This window comes from Halobellus marinus (genome assembly GCF_032113415.1).
Lineage (GTDB): Archaea > Halobacteriota > Halobacteria > Halobacteriales > Haloferacaceae > Haloquadratum > Haloquadratum marinus.
This window is the reverse complement of sequence record NZ_CP134946.1, coordinates 2,862,311-2,884,676: the sequence shown is the minus strand read 5'-3', so window position 1 is coordinate 2,884,676 and position 22,366 is coordinate 2,862,311. Positions and strand designations below refer to the sequence as shown.

At 65.3% G+C, this 22,366-nt stretch carries 23 protein-coding genes; 14 read left to right on the top strand and 9 right to left on the bottom strand.

Annotated features, from left to right (window positions below):
• Positions 1-113: 113 nt before the first annotated feature.
• Positions 114-884, top strand: a complete 771-nt coding sequence (locus RJT37_RS14260; RefSeq protein ID WP_313685476.1) for an alpha/beta fold hydrolase — start codon at positions 114-116, stop codon at positions 882-884.
• Between the two features lie 105 nt (positions 885-989).
• Here RJT37_RS14260 and panB read toward each other — a convergent pair whose 3' ends face one another.
• Positions 990-1,796 carry a 3-methyl-2-oxobutanoate hydroxymethyltransferase gene (panB, locus tag RJT37_RS14255; RefSeq protein ID WP_313689990.1) on the bottom strand — a complete coding sequence of 269 codons (807 nt, stop codon included), beginning with the start codon at positions 1,794-1,796 and terminating at the stop codon, positions 990-992.
• 353 nt (positions 1,797-2,149) lie between these two features.
• On the opposite strand from panB, the gene RJT37_RS14250 reads away from it, so the two are divergent.
• From RJT37_RS14250 to RJT37_RS14240, 3 genes are all read left to right on the top strand, one after another.
• Entirely contained in the window at positions 2,150-2,353 is a 204-nt protein-coding gene (locus RJT37_RS14250) for a DUF5822 domain-containing protein (RefSeq protein WP_390209043.1), read from the top strand.
• 288 nt (positions 2,354-2,641) lie between these two features.
• Complete coding sequence (locus RJT37_RS14245) at positions 2,642-3,562, top strand: hypothetical protein (protein WP_313685473.1); 921 nt, start codon at positions 2,642-2,644, stop codon at positions 3,560-3,562.
• A 96-nt stretch (positions 3,563-3,658) separates the two neighbouring features.
• Positions 3,659-4,507, top strand: coding sequence for an eIF2B alpha/beta/delta subunit family protein (locus RJT37_RS14240; protein ID WP_313685471.1), 849 nt, complete (start codon positions 3,659-3,661; stop codon positions 4,505-4,507).
• A gap of 111 nt (positions 4,508-4,618) precedes the next feature.
• On the opposite strand, the gene RJT37_RS14235 is transcribed toward RJT37_RS14240, so the two are convergent.
• Both RJT37_RS14235 and RJT37_RS14230 read right to left on the bottom strand, forming a co-directional pair.
• Complete coding sequence (locus RJT37_RS14235) at positions 4,619-5,110, bottom strand: GNAT family N-acetyltransferase (RefSeq protein WP_311171565.1); 492 nt, start codon at positions 5,108-5,110, stop codon at positions 4,619-4,621.
• A gap of 95 nt (positions 5,111-5,205) precedes the next feature.
• Entirely contained in the window at positions 5,206-5,490 is a 285-nt protein-coding gene (locus RJT37_RS14230) for a DUF5779 family protein (protein WP_313685469.1), read from the bottom strand.
• A 433-nt stretch (positions 5,491-5,923) separates the two neighbouring features.
• Between RJT37_RS14230 and ddfA the strand changes: the two genes are divergently transcribed.
• Entirely contained in the window at positions 5,924-6,214 is a 291-nt protein-coding gene (gene ddfA, locus RJT37_RS14225) for a DdfA family disk-determining factor (protein WP_313685467.1), read from the top strand.
• Between the two features lie 94 nt (positions 6,215-6,308).
• Here ddfA and RJT37_RS14220 read toward each other — a convergent pair whose 3' ends face one another.
• Complete coding sequence (locus RJT37_RS14220; RefSeq protein WP_313685466.1) at positions 6,309-8,117, bottom strand: PKD domain-containing protein; 1,809 nt, start codon at positions 8,115-8,117, stop codon at positions 6,309-6,311.
• Between the two features lie 669 nt (positions 8,118-8,786).
• On the opposite strand from RJT37_RS14220, the gene RJT37_RS14215 reads away from it, so the two are divergent.
• From RJT37_RS14215 to leuB, 7 genes are all read left to right on the top strand, one after another.
• The gene (locus RJT37_RS14215; RefSeq protein ID WP_345784741.1) at positions 8,787-10,058 is read left to right on the top strand and encodes a LeuA family protein; all 1,272 of its coding nucleotides are present in this window, start codon (positions 8,787-8,789) and stop codon (positions 10,056-10,058) included.
• Positions 10,059-10,493: 435 nt separating this feature from the next.
• Complete coding sequence (ilvB, locus tag RJT37_RS14210; RefSeq protein WP_313685465.1) at positions 10,494-12,272, top strand: biosynthetic-type acetolactate synthase large subunit; 1,779 nt, start codon at positions 10,494-10,496, stop codon at positions 12,270-12,272.
• On the top strand, positions 12,269-12,952 hold the full coding sequence (ilvN, locus tag RJT37_RS14205) for an acetolactate synthase small subunit (protein ID WP_313685463.1): 684 nt from the start codon (positions 12,269-12,271) through the stop codon (positions 12,950-12,952). The genes ilvB and ilvN overlap by 4 nt, the downstream gene beginning before the upstream one ends.
• The gene (gene ilvC, locus RJT37_RS14200) at positions 12,949-13,998 is read left to right on the top strand and encodes a ketol-acid reductoisomerase (RefSeq protein WP_313685461.1); all 1,050 of its coding nucleotides are present in this window, start codon (positions 12,949-12,951) and stop codon (positions 13,996-13,998) included. Before ilvN ends, ilvC begins: the two co-directional genes overlap by 4 nt.
• Before the next feature lie 55 nt (positions 13,999-14,053).
• The gene (leuC, locus tag RJT37_RS14195; RefSeq protein ID WP_313685459.1) at positions 14,054-15,475 is read left to right on the top strand and encodes a 3-isopropylmalate dehydratase large subunit; all 1,422 of its coding nucleotides are present in this window, start codon (positions 14,054-14,056) and stop codon (positions 15,473-15,475) included.
• Positions 15,472-16,080, top strand: a complete 609-nt coding sequence (gene leuD, locus RJT37_RS14190) for a 3-isopropylmalate dehydratase small subunit (protein ID WP_313685457.1) — start codon at positions 15,472-15,474, stop codon at positions 16,078-16,080. Before leuC ends, leuD begins: the two co-directional genes overlap by 4 nt.
• On the top strand, positions 16,073-17,053 hold the full coding sequence (leuB, locus tag RJT37_RS14185) for a 3-isopropylmalate dehydrogenase (RefSeq protein ID WP_313685455.1): 981 nt from the start codon (positions 16,073-16,075) through the stop codon (positions 17,051-17,053). The genes leuD and leuB overlap by 8 nt, the downstream gene beginning before the upstream one ends.
• A 39-nt stretch (positions 17,054-17,092) precedes the next feature.
• On the opposite strand, the gene RJT37_RS14180 is transcribed toward leuB, so the two are convergent.
• Genes RJT37_RS14180 through RJT37_RS14165 form a run of 4 tightly spaced genes read right to left on the bottom strand, consistent with a single transcriptional unit; the run spans position 17,093 to position 20,520 of the window.
• Entirely contained in the window at positions 17,093-18,274 is a 1,182-nt protein-coding gene (locus RJT37_RS14180) for an inorganic phosphate transporter (protein WP_313685453.1), read from the bottom strand.
• 27 nt (positions 18,275-18,301) lie between these two features.
• Entirely contained in the window at positions 18,302-18,760 is a 459-nt protein-coding gene (locus RJT37_RS14175) for a YeeE/YedE family protein (protein WP_313685451.1), read from the bottom strand.
• Positions 18,761-19,318, bottom strand: coding sequence for a YeeE/YedE family protein (locus tag RJT37_RS14170; protein WP_313685449.1), 558 nt, complete (start codon positions 19,316-19,318; stop codon positions 18,761-18,763). It lies immediately after the preceding gene.
• Positions 19,319-19,326: 8 nt separating this feature from the next.
• Complete coding sequence (locus tag RJT37_RS14165; RefSeq protein WP_313685447.1) at positions 19,327-20,520, bottom strand: MBL fold metallo-hydrolase; 1,194 nt, start codon at positions 20,518-20,520, stop codon at positions 19,327-19,329.
• A gap of 244 nt (positions 20,521-20,764) precedes the next feature.
• Here RJT37_RS14165 and RJT37_RS14160 point away from each other — a divergent pair, with 244 nt between their 5' ends.
• On the top strand, positions 20,765-21,010 hold the full coding sequence (locus RJT37_RS14160; protein WP_313685445.1) for a sulfurtransferase TusA family protein: 246 nt from the start codon (positions 20,765-20,767) through the stop codon (positions 21,008-21,010).
• Between the two features lie 2 nt (positions 21,011-21,012).
• Complete coding sequence (locus RJT37_RS14155) at positions 21,013-21,585, top strand: DsrE/DsrF/DrsH-like family protein (protein WP_313685443.1); 573 nt, start codon at positions 21,013-21,015, stop codon at positions 21,583-21,585.
• A 124-nt stretch (positions 21,586-21,709) separates the two neighbouring features.
• On the opposite strand, the gene RJT37_RS14150 is transcribed toward RJT37_RS14155, so the two are convergent.
• On the bottom strand, positions 21,710-22,366 hold the full coding sequence (locus RJT37_RS14150) for a helical membrane plugin domain-containing protein (RefSeq protein ID WP_313685441.1): 657 nt from the start codon (positions 22,364-22,366) through the stop codon (positions 21,710-21,712).

The window sequence follows — 22,366 nt, the reverse complement described above, 5'->3', positions numbered from 1 at the left end:
CGCAAGACAGCGGTCGAAACTCGGAACGAACGGTCGAATTGCGATTCGGCCATATTCGACCGACCGGGAGACCGATAGGGGATTTATACTCCCACCGGACCTACCGTTTCAGTATGGAAACGGTCACACACCACGGTCGGGAGACCGCTTACCGGGAGTTCGATCGAGGGGCAAGCGGTCCGCGCGTGCTCGCTGTCCACGGCAGCGGTGGGACACACCGCGTTTGGAGCGCCCAAGTGGAGCTGGCGTCGGACTACCCTTTCGTCGCTCTCGACCTCAGCGGGCACGGCGGGAGCGACGACGTGGCGGCCGAACCGGGGTACGAGACGCTCTCGGCGTACGTCGACGACACGCTGGCCGTCGCCGAGGCTGTCGATCCCGACGTGCTCCTCGGCAACTCCCTCGGCGGCGCGGTCATCATCACGGCGCTCTTGGAACGCGAGGTCGACGTCGACGGAGTAGTTCTCGCGGGGACGGGCCCGCGACTGCCCGTGCTGGACGATCTGCTCAGATGGGTCTCCGAGGACTTCGACCGCGTTGTAGAGTTCTTCCACGAACCGGATCACCTCTTTCACGACGCCGATGCCGCCACGCTGGACGTCTCGCGGGCGGCGCTACGGAAGACTGGCCCGGAGATCCTCGAACGGGATTTCCGGACGGCCCACGCCTTCGACCGGCGCGGTGACCTGGCCGCGATCGACCTTCCGGTGCTCACGATCGTCGGCGAGTACGACCGGCTGACGCCAGTCCACTACCACGAGGCGCTCTGCGAGGAACTCCCGGAGTGTGACCTAACTGTCGTCGACGACGCCGCGCACCTCGCGATGCTTGAATCCCCCACGCCGTTCAACGACGCAGTGCGGTCGTTCCTCGCGGAGTTGTGACTGCGGGTCACCGTCGACACATCTGAGTTTTCACTCCCTGGCAGGCGGCTTCGACGGGTTCGCGCCACCCCTTCGGTTGGAAGCGCCCTGTCCCACGAGCGACCTCTACCCCGCTTCGGTCCCGTCGCTGTCGGCCCCGTCGTCAGGGAACGACCCTGACTCGACGGCCTCCCGGTACGCCGCTGCGGCATCGCGCATCTCCTCTCTGAGAGACGCAAACCGCCGTGCGAAGGGCGGCGACCGCTCGCTCAGACCGAGAACGTCGTCGACGACCAGTACCTGGCCGTCGCAGTCGGGGCCAGCGCCGATGCCGATCGTCGGGATATCGAGTTCGGCAGTGATCTCCGCCGCTAGCTCCGCGGGCACGTGTTCGAGGACGATCGAGAACGCGCCGGCCGCTTCGTGCCGCACCGCCAGATCCAGAATCCGCTCGGCATCCCCCTCACCAGTGCCCTGCTTCTCGTAACCGAGTTCCTTGACGCGCTGCGGCGTCAGACCGACGTGCGCCATCACTGGGATCCCGAGTTCCACCAGCCGCTCGGTGAGTTCGACGGTGTGGTCGCCGGACTCGATTTTGACGGCGTCGACGCCTGCTTCCTTCAGCAGCCGGCCACAGTTCCGGATGCTCTCGCTTTCGTCGACGCCGACGGAGAGAAACGGCATATCTGCCACGACCAGTGCGTCGTCAGCCGCGCGGGCGACCGCGGCGCTCCGGGAGCGGATCTCGTCGTAGGTCACCGGCAGTGTCGAATCGTAGCCCAGGGCGGTATCACCGGCGCTGTCGCCGACGAGGATCATATCGATGCCGACCTCCTCGAGGACGGACGCCGTCGTGGCGTCGTAGGCGGTCAGCATTGTGACCGGTTCTGTCTCGAGGTGGGCCCGTTCGCGGATGTCACGTACCGTCGTCACGGGGTCGACTTTCCCGCCGGAGCGATTAAAGGATTCGTTGTCCCGGCGGACGTGGCCGATCGTGTGACGGACAGTCGGCACAGTCGTTTGTGGCGAACAGTCGGCACAGCCGCTTTTGCGACGGTTTCCCGCCCGATCCCCACGCCGACGTGCCGAGCAACCGCTACCCGACGCGGGGCCGCTCCTACGTCACAGGCTCGGTGGCCGCGCTATCGCGTATAAACGTCCGCAACGGGTCGAGTCTGAGGCGACGAAGCGCCGCGAACCGGCACCGCTTTGGGGCGGCCGACGAAGTCCCGAACGTGCAACCAGTCGAGACCACAGACCCCGAGGGGGTCGACTACGGGTGGGTGATGCAGACGACGTTCGTCCTCACCATCCTCGTCGGCGCGCCGATCGTGGCGGTGCTCTCGCTCGGGACTCCGCTCCCCACGTGGGCCGCGCGGGTCGAGTTCGCGGTGCGCGTGGGCGCGGTGGTCTGGGTTGTCGTCGCGCTCGCGGTCTTCGGCTACGCGTGGCGGTTCGACGCCGGGGACGGCGGGCGCGATTCCGACTAAGTGCCGCTGTACGCCCACAGGTGCGAGTCCTCAATCTTCCGTTTCAGAATCCGATCCAACGAATTTCTCCGACACGGTGCAGGATGCACAGCACGTCCTCCGCGAGGGATCCGATCTGGAGATCCGTTTTTCCGATTACTGTCGACGACCCCGGCAGCACAGCAAAATAGCCAAGGCATTCATCACCTTCGTTCATACTTAATGACCGATCGTCTGCAATGGAGGGTGGCCTTTTTTGGATTATTTGTCCTTGCAGTTCCGGCGATAAGCCTGGTGGGAGTTGCGGTGTTGGGCGCCATCCGCGAAGGGGGATCTATCGTTCTCGGCGGATTGTTCCTCCTGATCGCCCTTTTGGCTCTCCGTGGCATCGTGGTCGAACTCCGCATCGTCCAGGCTGCACCGGGGATCGAGTCGATCGAACGGACCGAACTCTTCTGGACCGCCGGTGCGATTATGCTTGGTGGTTTCGTAACCTTCGTGCTCGTCGTCGAGGGGCAACTGACCCCGGTGGTTGCCGCGAGCCTCACAGGCCTCTCGGCAGTCGTTGTGCGGCGTCAGCTTGCCGTTCCAGCCTACTGTGGAGCATTCGTCGGGATGACCTCGCCAACCCTGTTTCCGACCTACTGGCAGGGTCTCGTCGCGGCACTACTGGCAGTCGCGGTCTTTCTTCTGGCCAACCCGGTGTTTCACGGGGTGGGAGGGAAACTCGGGACTACCGCCTTCGTGGGAGCCGCCATCACGGTCCTTGGGACACAGACGTGGTTTCTGAGCGATCCGCTGCCGGCGGCGAGTACTGCCGGCCTCGTGGTACTGTGTTCGGTCGTCGCTGCGGTGGCTACCTTCGTACTCCACGATCGATCGTCATTTGAACCGGTGTCGGCGTCCGGTATTGTCGGGATACTTGGCGGGCTTGCACTCCCGTGGCTGTTCCCAGCCGTTGGCGACCTCCTGGCAGCGGCAGTCTACGGAGCCTCGTTTGCGGGGATGAGCGATTCGGCCCGGATTCCGGACGAACGCTGGATGGCGCTGGCAGGTTTCGCTGTTGGGCTGATACTGGTATACTCCGCCCCGTATCTGGGTGGATCTGGTGGCAAACTCGGGACGATTGCATTCGTTTCGTGTCTCGCTGTCTATGGATTGTTGGAGTCGCTCCACCACGTACTCACGAAGACGCAGATCGAACGACTGTCCCGCAGGGATATCTCCTGACCCGACATCCGGGGACGGTGAGAAAACTACTGTCGCTGTCGGGGCGCCCCGGCGTCCCGTCGGAAAGTCTTTGACCCGAGTCACCGACGTGTCAGTATGATCGACGAGACGATCGCGGAGATCCGGGAGATGCAGACGCACAGTTCGTCGGTCGTCGCGGTCAAGGCGACGCGGGCGCTCTCGGAGCTTCTGGAGCGCGATCACGCCACAGTCGAGGAGTTCGAGCGCGACCTCGAACGCAACGCCAGCGCGCTCAAGCGGGCGAACCCCTCTCACGCCTCGCTTTTCAACGCCATCCAGACGGTCGTCGTGAACGTCGTCGACCGGAAGGACAGCGTCGCGGAGGCGAAATCCCTCCTGGACGAGGTGATCGACCGTGTCGTCGAGGACGTCCAGCAGGGGAAGTCCCGCGCGGCCGACAACGCAGTGTCGCTCTTCGAGGAGGGGGGAACCTTTCTCACCCACGACTATTCGTCGACCGTTCTCGAAGCCGTCGAGCGGGCCGTGGGCGATGGCGCAGAATTGACGATGTACGTAACGGAGGCCCGGCCCCGCTTTCTCGGGCGCAAGACTGCCCGCCGGCTCGCCGAAGTCGACGGCGTCGAGCCCCACCTGATCGTCGATGGCGCCGCCGGGACGTTCCTCGCGGACTGTGACCGCCTCGTCGTCGGGATGGACTGTATCGTCGACGACACGCTGTACAACCGGGTCGGCACCTACCCGATCGTCGCGACCGCGAACCACCTCGACGTCCCTGTCACGGTCGTCGGCTCGGCGGCGAAGATCGTCGAGGGGAGCTTCGTCTTCGAAAACGAGATCCGCTCGTCGGCGGAGGTCTCCCTGGAGCCGATCGAGAACGTCGTGATCGAAAACCCGGCCTACGACGCGACCCCGGTCGAACTGATCGACGAAGTGATCACCGACAACGGCGTCGAAAACATCTGATACTGATCACTCTCGTCTCTTCCCGCCGAGCGCCACCCACGGTGGCGGCGCTCGGTGGTACAAAGTGAGAGTAATCAGTATGAAGGCACGACCCGCTCTCCGCGGTGACCCTCACTCGCCGACGACCGAGCGCCGGAAGAACTCGGCGAACTTCTCCCGCAGGGAGGAGTTCTCGCCCAGTCGGAGGTAGTACGCGTCGCCGCCGTCCTCGTAGTAATCGGAGATTCGGCGCTTGATCTCGAAGCCGAGGTGCTCGTAGAAGGACAACGCCGATTCGTTCGTCGCTCGCGCGTGACACGAGATCGAATCGTGGTCCTGGAGCGCGGCGGCGACAAGCCGTTTGCCGTACCCCTCGCCGCGGTACTCCGGGGCGACGGCCAGAAACAGAATGTACCCGTCCCGTCGGACCGACGCGAACCCGACGAGTTCGTCGTTCTCGAAGAGGAGATGATCGCGCGCGCGGCGATAGGCATCGACGAAGAAGGCCCGGCGCTGCTTGAGCACGTTCTCGCGTTCCCGGATGCGCTCTTTGAGGTCCCAGGTCTCCTCGACGTACTCCGCGGCGCCCGGGGCGTCCACCCGCACCTCGACGTTGACGCTCACACCGCCGATTAGAACCAGGAACGATATAAATCCGCCGTCCGCGGTGGTTTCCCCGTGGTGTCGTAAACGACCACGGGTCGGGTGACCCGTGGCTTTTAGAGGCGGTCGGTGTTGACCTCGATTCCCGGGGGCGTCACGACCAGGAATTCCCGGAAGTGGGTGAGGCCGCCGCCCATATCCCGGACCGGGCGGGCAAAGCCCTTCGCGAGTTCGTTGAGGTCGCCCTCGACCGAGAGGACGAGAACGTTCCCCGCCTCGACGGTCTCGACCCACTCCGTCGGCTTCGTAGTCCCATCCAGGATACCGAGCACCACGTCGCCTTCCGGTTCGTCGTCGAGATGTTCCTCGGCCTCCGAGAGGTTCAGATTGAAGTCGCTCATACCCGGGTAGACGGAAAGGGGGACGAAAAGGATTCGGACGTTCCGAACTCACCGGAGGCATCGACATCCGGCACTGATTTCCCAGCCGGCTCGCGTTCCGATGTCGCCTCCGGTACGGCTCCATCGCGCATCCGCTGTCCATTATCACAAATAAGTAATCCGCTCGATAGGTGAGGGTGTCATAGAAGTATCCTCAAAGGGATTCTTCCACTTGTGGTTCGCTGAATCAGCTCTTAGAGTGCGTTTAGGTGGTGAAAACAGGAATTTCTACCAGGTCACAGAACTGTTTCGATAGCCGTGCGAGATGGAACACGCGAATGCAACAGCAGAGTTGATACCGGTTTTGATGTTTGCGGGATGTTTATTTCGGGAAAATTCTGTTAATGAGAAGGTCTGACGGAACTTTATATATAATATACACTTAGGTAAGTATATGGCAACTAAAACACAACAACGGAACCTCCCGGCCGAGAGTGGCGCGGCCTTGAGTGCTCTCGTCGTGGAAGCAGTGAGTGCCGCGACGGAGACGCCAGTCGATGAACTTCCGCCCTTGTACCAGGTGATCGATCCCGATGCTCTCGATGTGTTGTTCTCCGGCCGCCACACAGATGGTTCCGTGGAGTTCCAGTACGCTGGACAGACCGTGACCGTCTCTGCAGATCGAACGGTAAGGGTTTCTCCAGCCGCTAACACTCAGAATCGGCCGGCCAATCCGCAAGCGTAACTCCACCGGGCGTGCGTTGCGAGTGGGAGAATCCTCTCCGTCGTGTTCTGGGCCTCTGACCGCGGAACTCCACGGCTTCGCTCTTGGGAGGACGTCAGTTTTCTCCCCAACTGGTGAGTGCGTATGCCGCTCCGCCAATACTGGTGACGGCGGCGGCGATTCCGAACCCCGGCGCACTACCCTCGGTCTCTCCAGTTGTCGAGTTCACGACTTCCGAGTCGGCGGTCGTTTCGGTTGCTACCGAGGTTGGATCAGCGGGTGTCCCCGTTGTCTCTGATTTCGATGCGGGGGAAGACTGCGTGGTGGTCTCGGCGGTTGATTCCGAAGCGCCCGCGTTCGAATGCCCGCCGACAGTGATGCTCGTTGTCGTTGTCGCAGCACGGCCTTTGCTGTCGATCGCTCGGAGCGTCACCGAGTACTCGCCAGGATCGGTGAACCGGTGCCTTACCGACTCTCCGGCGGCAGTCTCCTCGTTGGCGAACTGCCACGTGTACGCGAGAATTTCGCCAACACCGAGAGTGGACGGACTCGCGTCGAATTCGATCGCCTCACCCGGCGCAGGTCGCTCGGGGGTGTACTCGAACGTCGGTCGGAGGCCGAGTTCCTGCCCGAAGTCGGTCACGTCTTCGCCATCGAGGCTCCGCTGGTGGAACTCGACGATGTCGTCGATGGCCGGCCGTGGTGTGTGTCCGACCCCTTCGTAGACTTTGAACTGGGCGTCGACAGCGGCCTCCTCGTAGGCCCGCTGGCAGGTCGGGAACCGGTCCGCGACCATATCCTCTCCGTAGACGTCGAGCGCGATCTCCCGCATCTCCTGACCCCAGGCGTCGTCGTACGGGATGGTATCGTTGCCGTCGTCTTCCCCCATATAGAGGAACTGGTTCGTGGCATCGAGGGCGTCGAGGTCGACAGCGTCGCCGGTGAGCGCTTCGACATCCGCGATGCCGATATGGAAGGGTAGCCGGTGGCCGGCCGCTTCCTCGATGGGAAGCATCGCAGTTCCGTTCAACCCACCGGCAGTGACGGAGCGCACCCGGTCGGGATGCAGGAGGGTGAACCGATCGACGAAGTTGCCGGCAGCGGAGAAGCCGTTGAGCAGAACCTGGTCGTCGACCGGGTAAGACCGCTCGCCGAGTCGCTCCCCGGCGTCTTCGACCATCCGCAACAACTGGAGATCCACACGCTCTATGGGACCGTCGTCTATCTGCATCGTCTGGCGATCCAGGGCGTGAACGTAGTGACGCCAGTCGACGGGGTCAGAACTCGGCCGTGGGAACACCGGCACCAGCAACGGGACGGCAAGACGGTCAGCGATCGTCCGTGAGGTCCCGTTCCGGATACGGTCGTCGGCGGACTGTCTCTGGACCCCGAAGTCGTCGGTCGCCTGCCCGCTGTTGGTCGGTTGGACGAGAATCGAGACGGACTGCTGATCGTCGACCCGCGGTGGGGCGTAGAGATAGTACGGGTAGTTGAACCCCGAATCGGGGTCCGGTTCGACGAACGTCGGCTCCATCCCGGATACGAGTTCGGGCGGATTGTCGACGCGTATCTCCGCCGTTTCGCGTGCGATGCCCTGGCCGTCGGCGTCGTAGAGGTTCGCGGAGATGCGCTCGGTCTCGGATAACGGCGGCAGCAACTCCACCTCGTAGTCCTCGAGGACAGTCCCCGCCTCCAACTCGGTGGGGCCGCCGATCACGTTCGAATCGGAGTCACGGACGACGAACCGGGCAGCGACGTCCGTTGCGACTCTCTCTACCGTTACCGCTGTGCCGTTCGTGCGCTGGTGGGTGAACGTGATTGAGGACTCTGGGACGTCGTCGTCAGTTGCCCCCGCAGATCGACCGGGCACAGTCGCTCCAAGCAACACGGTCCCTGCAGCAGACAACGCGTCACGGCGGTTCATCGGGGACGACCCCCTGCCGACCGGTCCGCGCTCGCAGCGGTGCCCACCCGGAGTTGGCGTTGCTTCCGATCCGATCCGTCGCTGGCCTCCCGAATGGAGGATTGGGCGACGTTCTGGCGGTGATGACGACAGTCACAGTGTTTCTATGGAGACTGTTCGTGGCCTGCTCTCGCTGTACCATACGTCCACCATCTCCGGGATGGGTGCTAAATCGACCCTTTTTACTGACATATATTCCCTGAGAGATCTGCAAGCCGTTACAAGAACGTAATGTACGCCGACCCCTGAGGGACCGGGAGTTTGTACGCCGACACCGGAGGAACCGGGAGTTTGTACGCCGACACCGGAGGGATGGGGGTTTTGGAGCAAGTACACCCTGGGATCCGATCGCAACCGCCTGCACGTCCGTGGACATTCGTCCACTCACTGCCGCGCGCGCGCCGGAATGCTGACTCATCTGCCCATTTTCGGCGAGAATCGCGCCGGATCGGAAGCGATCGCACGGTTCTGTGACCTGACAGTGGGAATCAGCAGATAGGTTGGCACGGACGCCCGATACCCGGCGGAACGGCCTCCTCTAAGCCGCTGACGCGAACTCCGCCGTTCGGAAACTTCACTGTCGCCATCGCCGCCGTTCCGCGATTCTGCTGCCCACAGCGAAAGGCTTTAATATCGTTCCACGGCAGGGGACAAACACAATGTCTCACGACACGGAGGCTCAGTCGGACACCCCGGCTGGTCGAGTTCTTCCAGGGCACATTAGCCCACATAACTGAATCCGAGATTGACGAAGTACGGATTTTCGACACCACGCTCCGCGACGGCGAACAGTCACCACGTACCTCGTTCGATTACGAGGAGAAGCGTGACATCGCGGCGACGCTCGACGAGATGGGGACCCACGTCATCGAGGCGGGCTTCCCGGTCAACTCAGACGCCGAGTTCGAATCGGTGAGCGACATCGCCGCCGCGACGAACACGACCGTCTGCGGGCTGGCGCGCGTCGTCGACAAAGACGTCGAGGCCGCACTCGACTCCGGCGTCGGGCTGGTCCACGTCTTCGTCAGCACGAGCGACGTCCAGCTGGCCGATTCGATGCACGCCTCCCGCGAGGAAGCCGTCGAACGGGCCGTCGCGAGCGTCGAACGGGTCAAAGATGCCGGCGTCGAGGTGATGTTCTCACCGATGGACGCCACCCGAACCGACATCGACTTCCTGGCCGAGATCCTGGGCGCCGTCGACGAGGCGGGCGTCGACTGGGTCAACATTCCGGACACCACCGGGGTCGCGACGCCGACTCGCTTCGCCAGTATGGTCCGCGAGGTGCGAAAGCACACCGACGCGCGGATCGACGTCCACGCCCACGACGACTTCGGACTGGCCACCGCAAACGCGATGGCCGGCTTCGAGGCGGGTGCCTCACAGGCGCAGGTCTCGGTCAACGGCATCGGCGAGCGCGCCGGCAACGCCGCCTTCGAGGAGGTCGTGATGTCGGCGGAGGCGCTCTACGACGTCGACACCGGCATCGACACCACCCGAATTACCGAACTGTCGCGGATCGTCGAGGAGGCAAGCGACATCCCGGTCCCGGGCAACAAACCGGTTGTGGGCCAGAACGCCTTCTCACACGAGAGCGGGATCCACGCCGCGGGCGTCCTCGAAAACAGCGACACGTTCGAGCCGGGCGTGATGACGCCAGAGATGGTCGGGGCCCAAAGGGAGTTCGTCCTCGGCAAGCACACCGGCCGCCACTCGGTGCGCAAGCGCCTGGAGGAATCCGGGTTCGCGCCGAACGAGACCGAGGTCACCGAGGTCACCCGACGCGTCAAGGACTACGGGGCCGAAAAAGAGCGCGTCACCGTCGAAGTGTTGACGCGCTTCGCCCGCGACGTCGGCGTCGACCGCGCCGACGACGAAGAGGAGGAGGAGGTCCGCGCCTGATGGCCCAGGCCCCGTTCGCTCGACCCGACGAGCCACGGGTACACCGTCGACTGACTCCGGCCGCGGGCAACCGCACACGTAACGGTCGGTGCGGACGAGGAAAAGCTCGAAACGTTAATTACGGACGAGGAGAATCTCGTAGGTACGATGCGACGACGGCTCATCCACGCGACGCCCGCCGCCACGAAGACGGCGGCGTCCGCGCAGCGGCCGTCGCCCGGCGTCGGCGCCGACGTCGATTCGCGGATCATTGTAGGGGCGTCCTAGCCCCGTATCCACAGTTTTCGTCCGCTCGACCCGTCCGCACCCACCCTGTGACCGACCAGCGACCGTCATCACTATGACCCACGCCCGATCCACACGACCGACCCCGACGTATCGCACGCAAACCGAACTGACACACACTCACCGACCGGCAACAGGAGGTGATCACCGATGAGCAAACAGGCACCCGCCGATTCCGAGGAGGCGACCGCCGACACGTCAGATGCGGCTGCCGAATCGACAGAGACTGAAGAGCGCACGCCAGTGACGACCGGCTCCGAAGCCGTCGTGCGCGCCCTCGAACAGGAGGGCATCGAGGCGGCGTTCGGCGTCCAGGGCGGGGCGATCATGCCCGTCTACGACGCGCTGTATCACTCCGACATCCGGCACATCACGATGGCCCACGAGCAGGGTGCGGCACACGCCGCCGACGCCTTCAGCGTCGTCAGAAACGAGCCCGGCGTCTGTCTGGCGACGTCGGGGCCGGGCGCGACGAACCTGGTCACCGGCATCGCCGACGCGAATATGGACTCCGACCGCCTGCTCGCGCTTACCGGCCAGGTCCCCTCGGACATCGTCGGCTCCGACGCGTTCCAGGAGACCGACACCATCGGGGTGACCGCACCGATCACGAAGCACAACTACTTCGCGGACGACCCCGACACCGTCGGCGACACCGTCGGCGAGGCGATCGCGCTGGCCGACGAGGGCCGTCCGGGCCCGACGCTCGTCGACCTGCCGAAGAACGTCACGCTCGGCGACAGCGAGGGCGACGTCGCCCCGGCCGAACCGCCGGCGACGACCCGGCCGCAGTACGTCGCCGACGAGGAGAACGTCGAGGAAGCCGCCGAGGCGATCGAGGCCGCCGAACGGCCCCTCTTGCTCTTCGGCGGCGGCGTGATCAAGGCCGACGCGACCGACGAGGCGCGGGCGTTCGCCCGCGAGTACGAGATCCCGGTCGTGACGACGATGCCGGGCATCGGCTCGTTCCCCGAGGACGACGACCTCTGTCTGTCGTGGGCGGGGATGCACGGCACCGGCTACGCGAATATGGCGATCACGCACACGGACCTGCTGATCGCCGTCGGAACCCGCTTCGACGACCGCCTGACCGGCGGGATCGACACGTTCGCGCCGGAGGCGGAGGTCATCCACATCGACATCGACCCCGCGGAGATCTCGAAGAACATCCACGCGGACTACCCGCTGATCGGCGATGCGGGGATCGTCATCGACCAACTCGACGACGCACTCACGTCGGCACCCGACGCCGACGAGTGGCGCGAGCAGTGTCTGACCTGGCAAGACGAGTATCCGATGGACTACGCGACGCCGGACGACGAGCCGCTGAAGCCGCAGTTCGTCGTCGAGGTGCTCGACGAGGCGACTGACGACGACACCATCGTCACGAGCGGCGTCGGCCAGCACCAGATGTGGGCCTCCCAGTACTGGACGTACAGTGAGCCGCGAACGTGGGTGTCGAGCCACGGGCTCGGCACGATGGGCTACGGCCTGCCGGCTGCCATCGGCGCACGCGTCGCTGCCGACGACGACCAGGACGTCGTCTGTGTCGACGGCGACGGCTCCTTCCTGATGACGATCCAGGAACTCTCGGTCGCGGTCAGAGAGGAGATGGACATCACCGTCGCGGTGCTGAACAACGAGTACATCGGGATGGTCCGCCAGTGGCAGGACGCCTTCTTCGAGGGCCGCCGGATGGCCGCGGAGTACAACTGGTGTCCCGAGTTCGATATGCTGGCGGAGGCGTTCGGCGCCCGCGGCTGGCGCGTCGACGACTACGACGAGGTCGCAGACACCGTCGAGGAGGCCCTCGCGTACGACGGCCCCTCCGTCATCGACTTCCACATCGATCCGGCGGAGAACGTCTACCCGATGGTCCCCTCCGGCGGCGCAAACGGCAAGTTCGCACTCACGGAGGACCAGCTATGAGTTCCGACGAGACCGACCAGACTGACGACGAACTCCCGAAGCACGGACTGAAAGGCCCGGCGCCCGACGAACGCCCGCACCCCGAGGGGCGGCGGAACACCCAGGGAATCCGCATCGATCCCGAGGCCGAGGCCGAACCCGAAACCCGCCGTGCGGTGCTGTCGGCGCTGGTGGAGGACGACCCCGGCGTGCTCTCGCGCGTCTCGGGGCTGGTCTCCCGGCGGCAGTTCAACATCGACAGCCTCACCGTCGGCCCGACGACCGTCGAGAACCACTCCCGGATCACGATGGTCGTCGAGGAGTCCGAGCCGGGCATCGACCAGGTGAAGAAGCAACTCGGAAAACTCAAGCCCGTCATCGCCATCGGTGAACTCGACGACGACGCGGTGCGGACCGAACTCGTCCTCCTGAAGGTCGAGGGCGACGAGCCCGACAAGGTCCACGCCGTCACCGAGATGTACGACGGCCAGACCCTCGACGCCGGCCCGGAGACGATCACCGTGCAACTGACCGGCGGCGAACAGGAGATCGACGACGCGATCGACGCGTTCAGGCAGTTCGGGATCATCGAGATCGCTCGAACCGGCTACACGGCGCTGGCACGCGGGAATCAAGCGACCGTTCCGGGCGAAAAGCCCGGGACCGCGGACGAACCAACACAACCGACGAACGTACAATGACAGACTCAGAGCTGAACACGACAGTATACTACGACGACGACGCGGATCGCTCCCACATCGACGACAAGACGGTAGCCGTCATCGGCTACGGTAGTCAGGGCCACGCCCACTCACAGAACCTCGCCGAGAGCGGGGTCGACGTGGTGGTCGGCCTGCGCGAGGACTCCTCCTCGCGCGCGGCGGCCGAAGCCGACGGCCTGCGGGTCGAGACGCCCGCCGAGGCGGCCGCGGAAGCCGACATCGTCTCGATCCTCGTGCCGGACACCGTCCAACCGGCGGTCTTCGAGAACATCCGCGGCGGCATCGAGGCCGGCGACACGGTCCAGTTCGCCCACGGCTTCAACATCCACTACAACCAGATCCGCCCGCCCGAAGACGTCGACGTGACGATGGTCGCGCCGAAGTCCCCCGGGCACCTCGTCCGCCGGAACTACGAGTCCGGGCAGGGCACGCCCGGTCTCGTCGCCGTCTACCAGAACGTCACGGGCGACGCGCGCGAGGAAGCGCTGGCGTACGCCCACGGAATCGGCTGCACCCGCGCGGGCGTCATCGAGACCACGTTCCGCGAGGAGACCGAGACCGACCTCTTCGGCGAGCAGGCCGTCCTCTGCGGCGGGATGACCGCCCTCGTCAAGGAGGGCTACGAGACGCTCGTCGACGCCGGCTACTCCCCGGAGATGGCGTACTTCGAGTGCCTCAACGAGATGAAGCTCATCGTCGACCTGATGTACGAGGGCGGCCTCTCGAATATGTGGGACTCCGTCTCCGACACCGCCGAGTACGGCGGCCTCACCCGCGGCGACGACGTCATCGACGACCACGCCCGCGAGCGGATGGAGGAGATTCTCGAAGCCGTCCAGGACGGCACGTTCGCCCGCGAGTGGATCGCGGAGAACCAGGCGGGCCGCCCCTCCTACACCCAGCTGAAGCACGCCGAGGAAACCCACCACATCGAGCAGGTCGGCGAGCCGCTGCGTGACCTGTTCGCGTGGGCCGACGAGGAGTCCGACGACGCCGAGACAGCGGAGGCAGCCGCAGACGACTGACGATGACGATGAGAGTATACAAAAAGACGACACCGAACCGAACGGGGGAGCGCAGATGAGCGAAGGAACCCTGTACGACAAGGTCTGGGAGGAGCACACCGTCTCCGAACTGCCGACCGGACAGACGCAGTTGTTCGTCGGCCTTCATCTCATCCACGAGGTGACGAGCCCGCAGGCGTTCGGGATGCTCGAGGAGCGCGGCCTGGAGGTCGCGTACCCCGAACTCACGCACGCCACGGTGGACCACATCGTCCCGACGGCGGACCAATCGCGCCCCTACAGCGACGACGCCGCCGAGGAGATGATGAGCGAACTCGAAGAGAACGTCCGCGCAGCGGGCATCGACTTTTCGGATCCCACCTCGGGCGAACAGGGCATCGTCCACGTCATCGGCCCCGAGAAGGGACTCACCCAACCCGGCAAGACCATCGTCTGCGGCGACTCCCACACCTCGACGCACGGCGCCTTCGGGGCCCTGGCGTTCGGGATCGGGACGAGCCAGATCCGCGACGTCCTCGCGACAGGGACCGTCGCGATGGAGAAAAAGAAGGTCCGGAAGATCGAGGTCACGGGCGAACTCGGTCCCGGCGTCGAGGCCAAGGACATCATCCTCGAAGTGATCCGCCGCCTCGGCACCGAGGGCGGCGTCGGCTACGTCTACGAATACGCGGGCGAGGCCATCGAGAGCCTCGATATGGAAGGCCGGATGAGCATCTGCAATATGTCGATCGAGGGCGGCGCCCGCGCGGGCTACGTCAACCCCGACGAGACCACCTACGAGTGGCTCGAAGACACCGACTACTTCCGGGAGAACCCGGAGCGATTCGAGGAGCTCAAGCCCTACTGGGAGTCGATCCGCTCGGACGACGACGCCGTCTACGACGACGTCGTCACCATCGACGGCGGCGAACTGGAACCCGTCGTCACGTGGGGCACCACACCCGGCCAGGGGATCGGGATCTCCGAACCCATCCCCGAACCGGAATCGCTGCCGGAAGACAAACAGGACACCGCGCGACGCGCACAGGAACACATGCGCGTCACCCCCGGCGACACGATGGAGGGCTACGAGATCGACGTCGCCTTCCTCGGGTCGTGTACGAACGCGCGGCTCCCCGACCTGCGTCGGGCCGCGAAGATCGTCGAGGGCCGGCAGGTCGACGAGGAGGTCCGCGCGATGGTCGTCCCCGGCAGCCAGCGCGTGAAGGCCGCCGCCGAGGCCGAGGGCCTCGACGAGATCTTCGAGGCAGCCGGCTTCGAGTGGCGGAACGCGGGCTGTTCGATGTGCCTCGGGATGAACGAGGACCAGTTGGAGGGCGACGAGGCCTGCGCCTCCTCCTCGAATCGGAACTTCATCGGCCGGCAGGGTTCGAAGGACGGGCGGACCGTCCTGATGAACCCCCGGATGGTCGCCGCGGCGGCGATCGAAGGGGAAGTGACTGACGTCCGCGACCTGAAGGAGGTGGCTCGCGTATGACCGACGAGATCCCCGAGATCGACTCCGTCACCGGATCGGGCGTTCCGATCCGCGGCAACGACATCGACACCGACCAGATCATCCCGGCGCGGTTCATGAAGGTCGTCACCTTCGACGGCCTCGGCGAGTTCGCGTTCTTCGATCAGCGGTTCGACGACGACGACAACCCGAAGGACCACCCGTTCAACGAACCGCAGTTCCAGGACTCCTCGGTCCTCGTCGTCAACGCGAACTTCGGCTGCGGGTCCTCCCGCGAGCACGCCCCCCAGGCGCTGATGCGCTGGGGCATCGACGCCATCGTCGGCGAGTCCTTCGCCGAGATCTTCGCGGGGAACTGCCTCGCGCTCGGCATCCCGACGGTCACAGCGGACCACGAGACTATCGAGGAACTCCAGGCGTGGATCGACGAGAATCCCGACGAAGAGATCCACGTCGACGTCGAAGCGGAGACCGTTGCCTACGACGACACGACAGTCGAGGCCACGGTCGACGACGCACAGCGGCGGGCGCTCACCGAGGGCGTCTGGGACACGACGGCGCTGATGAAGTCCAACGCCGACGCGGTCGCGGAAAAGGCCGCTGAACTCCCCTACACCGATGTCTGAGCGGATCGTCGTCATCGAGGGCGACGGCATCGGCCGGGAGGTCGTTCCCGCGGCCGTCTCCGTCCTGGAGGCCGTCGGCGACTTCGAGTTCGTCGAGGCCGAAGCGGGCGACGCCGTCGAGGCGGAGACCGGCGAGGCGCTCCCGGCGGAGACCTACGAGACCGTCGCCGACGCCGACGCGACGCTGTTCGGCGCGGCCGGGCAGACTGCCGCAGATGTCATCCTCCCGCTCCGGGAGGCCGTCGGCTCCTTCGTCAACATCCGGCCCGCGCGGGCCTACCCTGGCGTCGACGCCGTCCGACCGGAAACGGATCTGGTTTTCCTGCGTGAGAACACCGAGGGAGTCTATTCGGGCCACGAGGACCGCCTCTCGGCGGACCTCTCGACGCTGACGCGCGTCGTGACGACCTCCGCCTCCGAGCGGCTGGCGGAGTTCGCCTGCGAGTACGTCACGGACCGCGGCGAGTCCAGTTTCCACGTCGCCCACAAGGCGAACGTGATGCGGGAGACCGACGGCCGCTTCCGCGACGCCGTCGTCGACGTCGCCGACTCGAAGGGCGTCGTCGCGGAGGAGGTCCTGATGGACGCCTTCGCGACGCGGGTCTGTCTGAACCCCGAGCAGTTCGACGTCGTCGTCTGTCCGAACCTCGCGGGCGACGTCCTCTCGGACCTCGCGGCGGGCCTCGTCGGCGGCCTGGGGCTGCTTCCGTCCGCGAACGTCGGCCCCGACAACGCGCTGTTCGAGCCGGTTCACGGGACTGCACCCGACATCGCAGGCGAAGGGGTCGCAAACCCCTCGGCGGCGATCCTCTCGGCTGCGATGCTGCTCGATCACCTCGGCTATGACGAGGCCGCGGCCGACGTCAACGACGCCGTCGAGTCCGTCCTCGCAGACGGCCCACGGACGGCCGATCTCGGCGGCGACGCGGGGACCGCCGAAGTCACCGAGGCGATTCTCGACCGGCTGGAGTAACCAGCAGCAGACGATCCTTTTGTCCGTTCACTCTCGTCGTCAGCCCATCTGGAGCGCGTAGCTCGCGCCGTATCCCAGCACGAATGCAACCCCGAACGAGCCGGCCCACGCACCCACAGTGACGCCGATCTTCCGAGCGCTGATCGCGTCTCTCCCGCCGACGGCCGCGCCACTGCCGATGATCGCACTCACGATGATCTCGTTGAACGAGACCGGCACGCCGAGCAGGACGGCCATCTGGGCGATCAGAAACGAGGGGACGAGCGCCGCGATCGAGCGCCGCGGCCCGAGCGACGAGTAGTCCTGCGCGAGCGATTTGATCATCCGCGGGGCGCCAGTCCAGGAGCCGACGAGGATCCCGAGACCGCCGCCGGCCAGGACCCAGATCACCGGAATCGGGCCGACGTCGCCCAGAAGGGGCAGCAGCGGACCGACAGCCAGCCCGACCTGGCTGCCCCCGGCGGAGAAAGCGACGAGCGAGCCGAACGCGAGCAGCACCCGCCGGAGCCCGCCGGCCCGGTCGCGACGGACGTCCCACCAGACGACCGCGGCAACCGCGGCCGCGACGGAGAGCGAGACAGCCCACGGAAGCAGCGGATGCTCGATTCCGAGCGTACGCCCGCTCAACGCCACGAGCGAGCCCGCCGTGCCACCCGGTCCGAGCCCGGTGAACTGCAGGTTGGCGACGACCGCGCCGACGAGGCCGGCCAGCGGCGGGACGCTGTACCGCTCGGGGACGTCCTCGCGCGGGAGCACGCTCGCGATCACGTAGGCAATCCCGCCGCCGACGAACGGCGTCAGGACCCAGACCGCGCCGATCTGGCGGTATTTCGGCCAGACGGGAGTGCCGCCGAGCGCGAGACCGACGCCGATCACCGCGCCGGTCACGGTGAAGGCAGTCGCGATCGGATAGCCCGTCTTGATGCCGATCGCCATCAGCCCGGCGCCGATCAGCAGGACGGCGATGACGCCCTCCGCAGGGAGGCTGACGCCGCCGACGAGTCCGCGACCGACGGCCTCGGAGACGTTCGCCCCCTGGATTACCGCGCCGGCGAACCCGAAGATCCCGACGACGAACGCCGCGCGCATCGTCGAGATCGCGTTGGCGCCGACGGCCGGCGCGAAGGGCGTCGCGCCGCTGGATCCGGCGCCGATGACCCACGCCATAAATAGACTTGCGAGTCCGGCAACCAAGAAGAGAGCGAGTACAGAAGGTTCCATTAGTAGTTGAGAATTGAGAACGGGTAGTTAGTCCGCACCTGCGGCGAGGGGTTCACTATCGGCCGTTCGACTCCGCCAGTAGCCCTGGACGTACGCGCCGACGAACATCCCGGCGAGCGCCCAGAGGATCGTGACGTTGCCGACCCCCAGGCTGGCGTAGGCCGCGCCTGGACAGATGCCGGAGAGCCCCCAGCCGACGCCGAAGACGGCGCCACCGACGAGGACGTTCCGATCGAACGGCTTCAGACGACGCTCGTAGGGGGCGCCGGTGAGCGGCGCGGCGTCTCGAATCCGCGGGAGCAGCGCGAAGGCGACGCCAGAGACGATGGCGGCCCCGAACATAACGAACGGCAGGCCGAGATCCTCGAACAGGAGGAAGTTCAGCACGACCTCCGGGCGCGCCATGTGGCTGAACCCGAGCCCGAACCCGAAGATCAGGCCGCCGACGAAGACCAGCGGCTTGAACAGGGGATGGCGGTCGGCCATCTACGGGCTCACCCCCAGTGCGGCGACGACCTGTGCGGTCCCGATCGCTACCGTCAGGAACGTGACCACGCCGAGGATGGACGTCTTCGAGGCCGAGCCGACGCCACAAACGCCGTGACCGGACGTACACCCCTTGCCGACACGGGTGCCGATACCGACGAGGATGCCGCCCAGGAACAGTCGCCACGGCTGGACGTCGGTCATCCACAGCGTCACGCCGGCGACCTCGTACAGTTGCCCGGTCGTTCCGGGCTCGTACAGGGAACTCGTGACCAGGCCGGACTGGAACGTCGCGGCGAAGGCCAGCGCGCCGAGGACGATGCCGGCCGTGAACACGAGCCGCCAGTCACGGGACCCGACGTACTGCTGGAACCGCGGCAGGTCGGAGACGTACGACAGCGTCGACTCGAGGAACGTGCTCGCCCCGGCGGGGATACCCGTCCCGAGGTAGATCACGACGGTGCCGAGACCGACGAGCAGTCCGCCGACGGCGTAGCGACTGATCCCGTTGGGGAACAGCTCGGCGACAACCTGTGCGAAGACCGGATCAGTCACCATCGGCGGTCTCAGTCACCCGCAAGCGACTCTTGGCTCGCAGCGCAGTTGTTCGGGCCGAGTTCGAGCGTGAACGCCTCCTCGTCGTCGACGGTGTTCTGGCCGAGGTTCGTCGCGATGATGTCCTCGTAGTTGGCCGGCCGGGGCGGCATATCCGAGAGGATCAGTTCGACGAAGTCGTCCTCGTCCATCCGCAGCGCGTCCATCTCCTCGACGAGGTCGCCGATCGGGGCGGTGTACGTCCCATCGTCGGCGGGTTCGGCGGCGTCGCTGAAGTGCGCCCCGCCGATAAGTGTGTCGTCGGGGAGCGTCAGCACGCGCTCCTGCAGCGACTCGTAGAGCATCCGCGCCGCGTCGGGGGCGCCTTCGTCACCTTCTTCGAGATCCGGGCGGGCGACGCTCTCGACGAACAGTCCGTCGCCGGTCGCGAGCAGGCTGTCGTCGACGAGATACGAGGTCATCCCGGTCGTGTGGCCGGGGGTGTAGACGGTTTCGATGGTCGCGTCGCCGACCTGGAACGTGTCGCCGTCGGCTGCCGTCGTCAGTTCGTCGGCGTACGTGACGCCGCGGGGGACGGCGTTCTCGGGGATGACGCCCTCGACGCCTTCCTCGTCGAGATCCCGCACGCCGGAGATGTGGTCGGCGTGGATGTGCGTATCCAGCGCGTACTTCAGGTCGACGCCGAGTTCCTCGGCGTCATCGAGATACCGGTCGGTGAACGCCCGGAGTGGATCGATGATTGCCGCTTCGCCGTCGTCGTAGAGCAGGTATCCGAGACAGCCCGAGGATGGCCGCTGGTACTGCAGCAGCGTCCCCGCGCCGTCGTACTCGGTCACTTCGACGGCCTCGTAGATGCTCGCCCAGCCGTTCATCCCGTCTTCCAGGTGGTTGACGTCGTAACCGCGTTCCGCGAGGGTCCCGGCGACGTACTCGCTTGCGCCGCCCTTCGCACACAGGACGGTCACCTCACGGTCGTCGGGGATCTCATCGAGGACGTCCTCGTCGACCTCCTCGTCGAGGAACTCGAAGTAGGGGACGTTGATCGACTCGACGTTCTCGCCGTCGATGTGCCACTCCTCGTACTCGGAGGTCATCCGCGTGTCGAGCAGGGTGACCTCTTCGCCAGCGTCGATACGATCCTTCAGCGTCTCCGGGGTGACTGTCTCCACGTCGGCGTCCGGAGTCGGGAAGTCTTCTGGATTCATATGGTGCATTCCACCGTACCGGACGGAGATACAAAAGAGTTTGTATAGTAATCCGCTAAATATACAATACCATACGCGGCGGTTTTACAGATGATAGTATGATTACCCGCGTGTATGTGTGAAATAGGGCCGTATTCAACACCTGAGAGTAATTCACAGTCCGTACAAGAATCAACATTCTTTTAACCGGGTAGAGTATATTGTGCGGTAGCTCCAATACAGACGCACGGAGCAGATCAAAACTATGAGTGCAGAATTCGATATCGCGGAGACGCTCGACGTGAAAGGTGCATCGTGTCCAATGCCGGTCGTGAAGACAAAATCCGCCGTCGACGACATCGAGGTGGGACAGGTCCTCGAAGTGCTCGCCACCGATCCGGGGAGTATGAGTGACCTCGAGGGCTGGGCGAACGGAACAGATGGTGTCGAGCTACTCGACCAGGAGGAAGGCAACGACGTGTTCAAACACTACGTCCGGAAGACGGAGTGACGATGAGTACGGACACCCCCTCCGCATCGGCGGATGACGCCCCCTCGCGGGCGGAACTCCAGGCACGCATCGAAGATCTGGAGGAGTCGCTGGCCGAGGCTACCGACGAGGACGACGCGAAGAAGATGAGCATCATCGCCACGAAGGGGACGCTCGATATGGCGTACCCGCCGCTCATCCTCGCCAGCACTGCGGCCGCCTTCGGCTACGACGTGACTGTCTTTCACACGTTCTGGGGGCTCGAAATCCTCCACGAGAAACGGTCGAAGAACCTCAAGCTGAGTTCCGTCGGCAACCCCAATATGCCGGTCCCGAACTTCGTGGGCGCGCTCCCCGGGATGGACCGGGTGACGACGACGATGATGGAACGGAAAATCGACAATAACGACACCGCGACCATCGAAGAACTCGTCGAGACGAGCCTCGATATGGGCGTGGAATTCCAGGCCTGTCAGATGACCATCGACCTGATGGGCTACGACGAGGACGAGTTCTACGACGGTGTCAGGACTGGGGTCGGGGCGGCGACGGCGCTCCAGGATATGGCCGATGCCGACATCCAGCTACTCGTCTAGGGCCGCCGAGTCTCTTTTGTTCCGATCCGTCTTCGGGTCTCAGTAAGGGCAGCACCGCTATTCGGCGGTTCGCGAGACCAACCCGGCGAAGGCGCCATCTCCGGTGGCGAAAACCGCGAGACGGTTACCGCGAGTCGGCTCCGTCGTCCGACTGTGACCGACCGATCGCACGCGAGAGCGACAGCAGATAGCCCAGGCCACGCTTGACCTCCGGGTCCCGGGTCGCTTTTATCAGCCCCAGGGCGCCAACCGGTTCCGACGTGTCGCGTTCGGCTGCACCGACACTGGACAGCAGGGTGTCCAGTCCCTCGCGAGTCTCCTCGTCGGCGGCGGTCTGAGCGAGTTCGCCCAGTCCGGAGCCAGTCCCCGCGAGCGACCGCACCATCTCGTCGTCGAGTGCCGCCGTCAGAAGCGAGACGACCTCCGCGAGCTCGACCAGTTCTTCGAGCGTTCCGGACCGCTGAAGCGCGAGCACTGATTCGAGCGCGGCTTCGATCTCGGCGCCGTTCTCCCCGACGGTCTCGGCCAGCGCCGCCGTCTCGTCGGTCGCGATGCCGTCCGCAGACTCCGCCAGTGTGGCCGTCGTTCCGGCGACGTCGCGCGCCATCTCGTCAGTGAGCGCGCTCTCGCCGAGCGCGAGCACGTCGAGCAGTTCGTTGACGGCGTCCAGTCGCTCGACGAACTCCGCGACCGCCTCGGGGTTCTCGGCGATGGCCGCTTGCAGTTCGGACTGGTTCGCTTCTCCCTCGTTGGACTCTTCGGCCCCTACTTCTTCGGACAT

Excerpts from the sequence above, each read along its gene's own strand:
- RJT37_RS14260 (WP_313685476.1), top strand. The coding sequence starts at position 114 with ATGGAAACGGTCACACACCACGGTCGGGAGACCGCTTACCGGGAGTTC.
- RJT37_RS14250 (WP_390209043.1), top strand. The coding sequence starts at position 2,150 with ATGCAGACGACGTTCGTCCTCACCATCCTCGTCGGCGCGCCGATCGTG.
- RJT37_RS14240 (WP_313685471.1), top strand. The coding sequence starts at position 3,659 with ATGATCGACGAGACGATCGCGGAGATCCGGGAGATGCAGACGCACAGT.
- RJT37_RS14230 (WP_313685469.1), bottom strand. The coding sequence starts at position 5,490 with ATGAGCGACTTCAATCTGAACCTCTCGGAGGCCGAGGAACATCTCGAC.
- ddfA (WP_313685467.1), top strand. The coding sequence starts at position 5,924 with ATGGCAACTAAAACACAACAACGGAACCTCCCGGCCGAGAGTGGCGCG.
- RJT37_RS14220 (WP_313685466.1), bottom strand. The coding sequence starts at position 8,117 with ATGAACCGCCGTGACGCGTTGTCTGCTGCAGGGACCGTGTTGCTTGGA.
- ilvB (WP_313685465.1), top strand. The coding sequence starts at position 10,494 with ATGAGCAAACAGGCACCCGCCGATTCCGAGGAGGCGACCGCCGACACG.
- ilvN (WP_313685463.1), top strand. The coding sequence starts at position 12,269 with ATGAGTTCCGACGAGACCGACCAGACTGACGACGAACTCCCGAAGCAC.
- ilvC (WP_313685461.1), top strand. The coding sequence starts at position 12,949 with ATGACAGACTCAGAGCTGAACACGACAGTATACTACGACGACGACGCG.
- leuC (WP_313685459.1), top strand. The coding sequence starts at position 14,054 with ATGAGCGAAGGAACCCTGTACGACAAGGTCTGGGAGGAGCACACCGTC.
- leuD (WP_313685457.1), top strand. The coding sequence starts at position 15,472 with ATGACCGACGAGATCCCCGAGATCGACTCCGTCACCGGATCGGGCGTT.
- leuB (WP_313685455.1), top strand. The coding sequence starts at position 16,073 with ATGTCTGAGCGGATCGTCGTCATCGAGGGCGACGGCATCGGCCGGGAG.
- RJT37_RS14180 (WP_313685453.1), bottom strand. The coding sequence starts at position 18,274 with ATGGAACCTTCTGTACTCGCTCTCTTCTTGGTTGCCGGACTCGCAAGT.
- RJT37_RS14175 (WP_313685451.1), bottom strand. The coding sequence starts at position 18,760 with ATGGCCGACCGCCATCCCCTGTTCAAGCCGCTGGTCTTCGTCGGCGGC.
- RJT37_RS14170 (WP_313685449.1), bottom strand. The coding sequence starts at position 19,318 with ATGGTGACTGATCCGGTCTTCGCACAGGTTGTCGCCGAGCTGTTCCCC.
- RJT37_RS14165 (WP_313685447.1), bottom strand. The coding sequence starts at position 20,520 with ATGAATCCAGAAGACTTCCCGACTCCGGACGCCGACGTGGAGACAGTC.
- RJT37_RS14160 (WP_313685445.1), top strand. The coding sequence starts at position 20,765 with ATGAGTGCAGAATTCGATATCGCGGAGACGCTCGACGTGAAAGGTGCA.
- RJT37_RS14155 (WP_313685443.1), top strand. The coding sequence starts at position 21,013 with ATGAGTACGGACACCCCCTCCGCATCGGCGGATGACGCCCCCTCGCGG.
- RJT37_RS14150 (WP_313685441.1), bottom strand. The coding sequence starts at position 22,366 with ATGTCCGAAGAAGTAGGGGCCGAAGAGTCCAACGAGGGAGAAGCGAAC.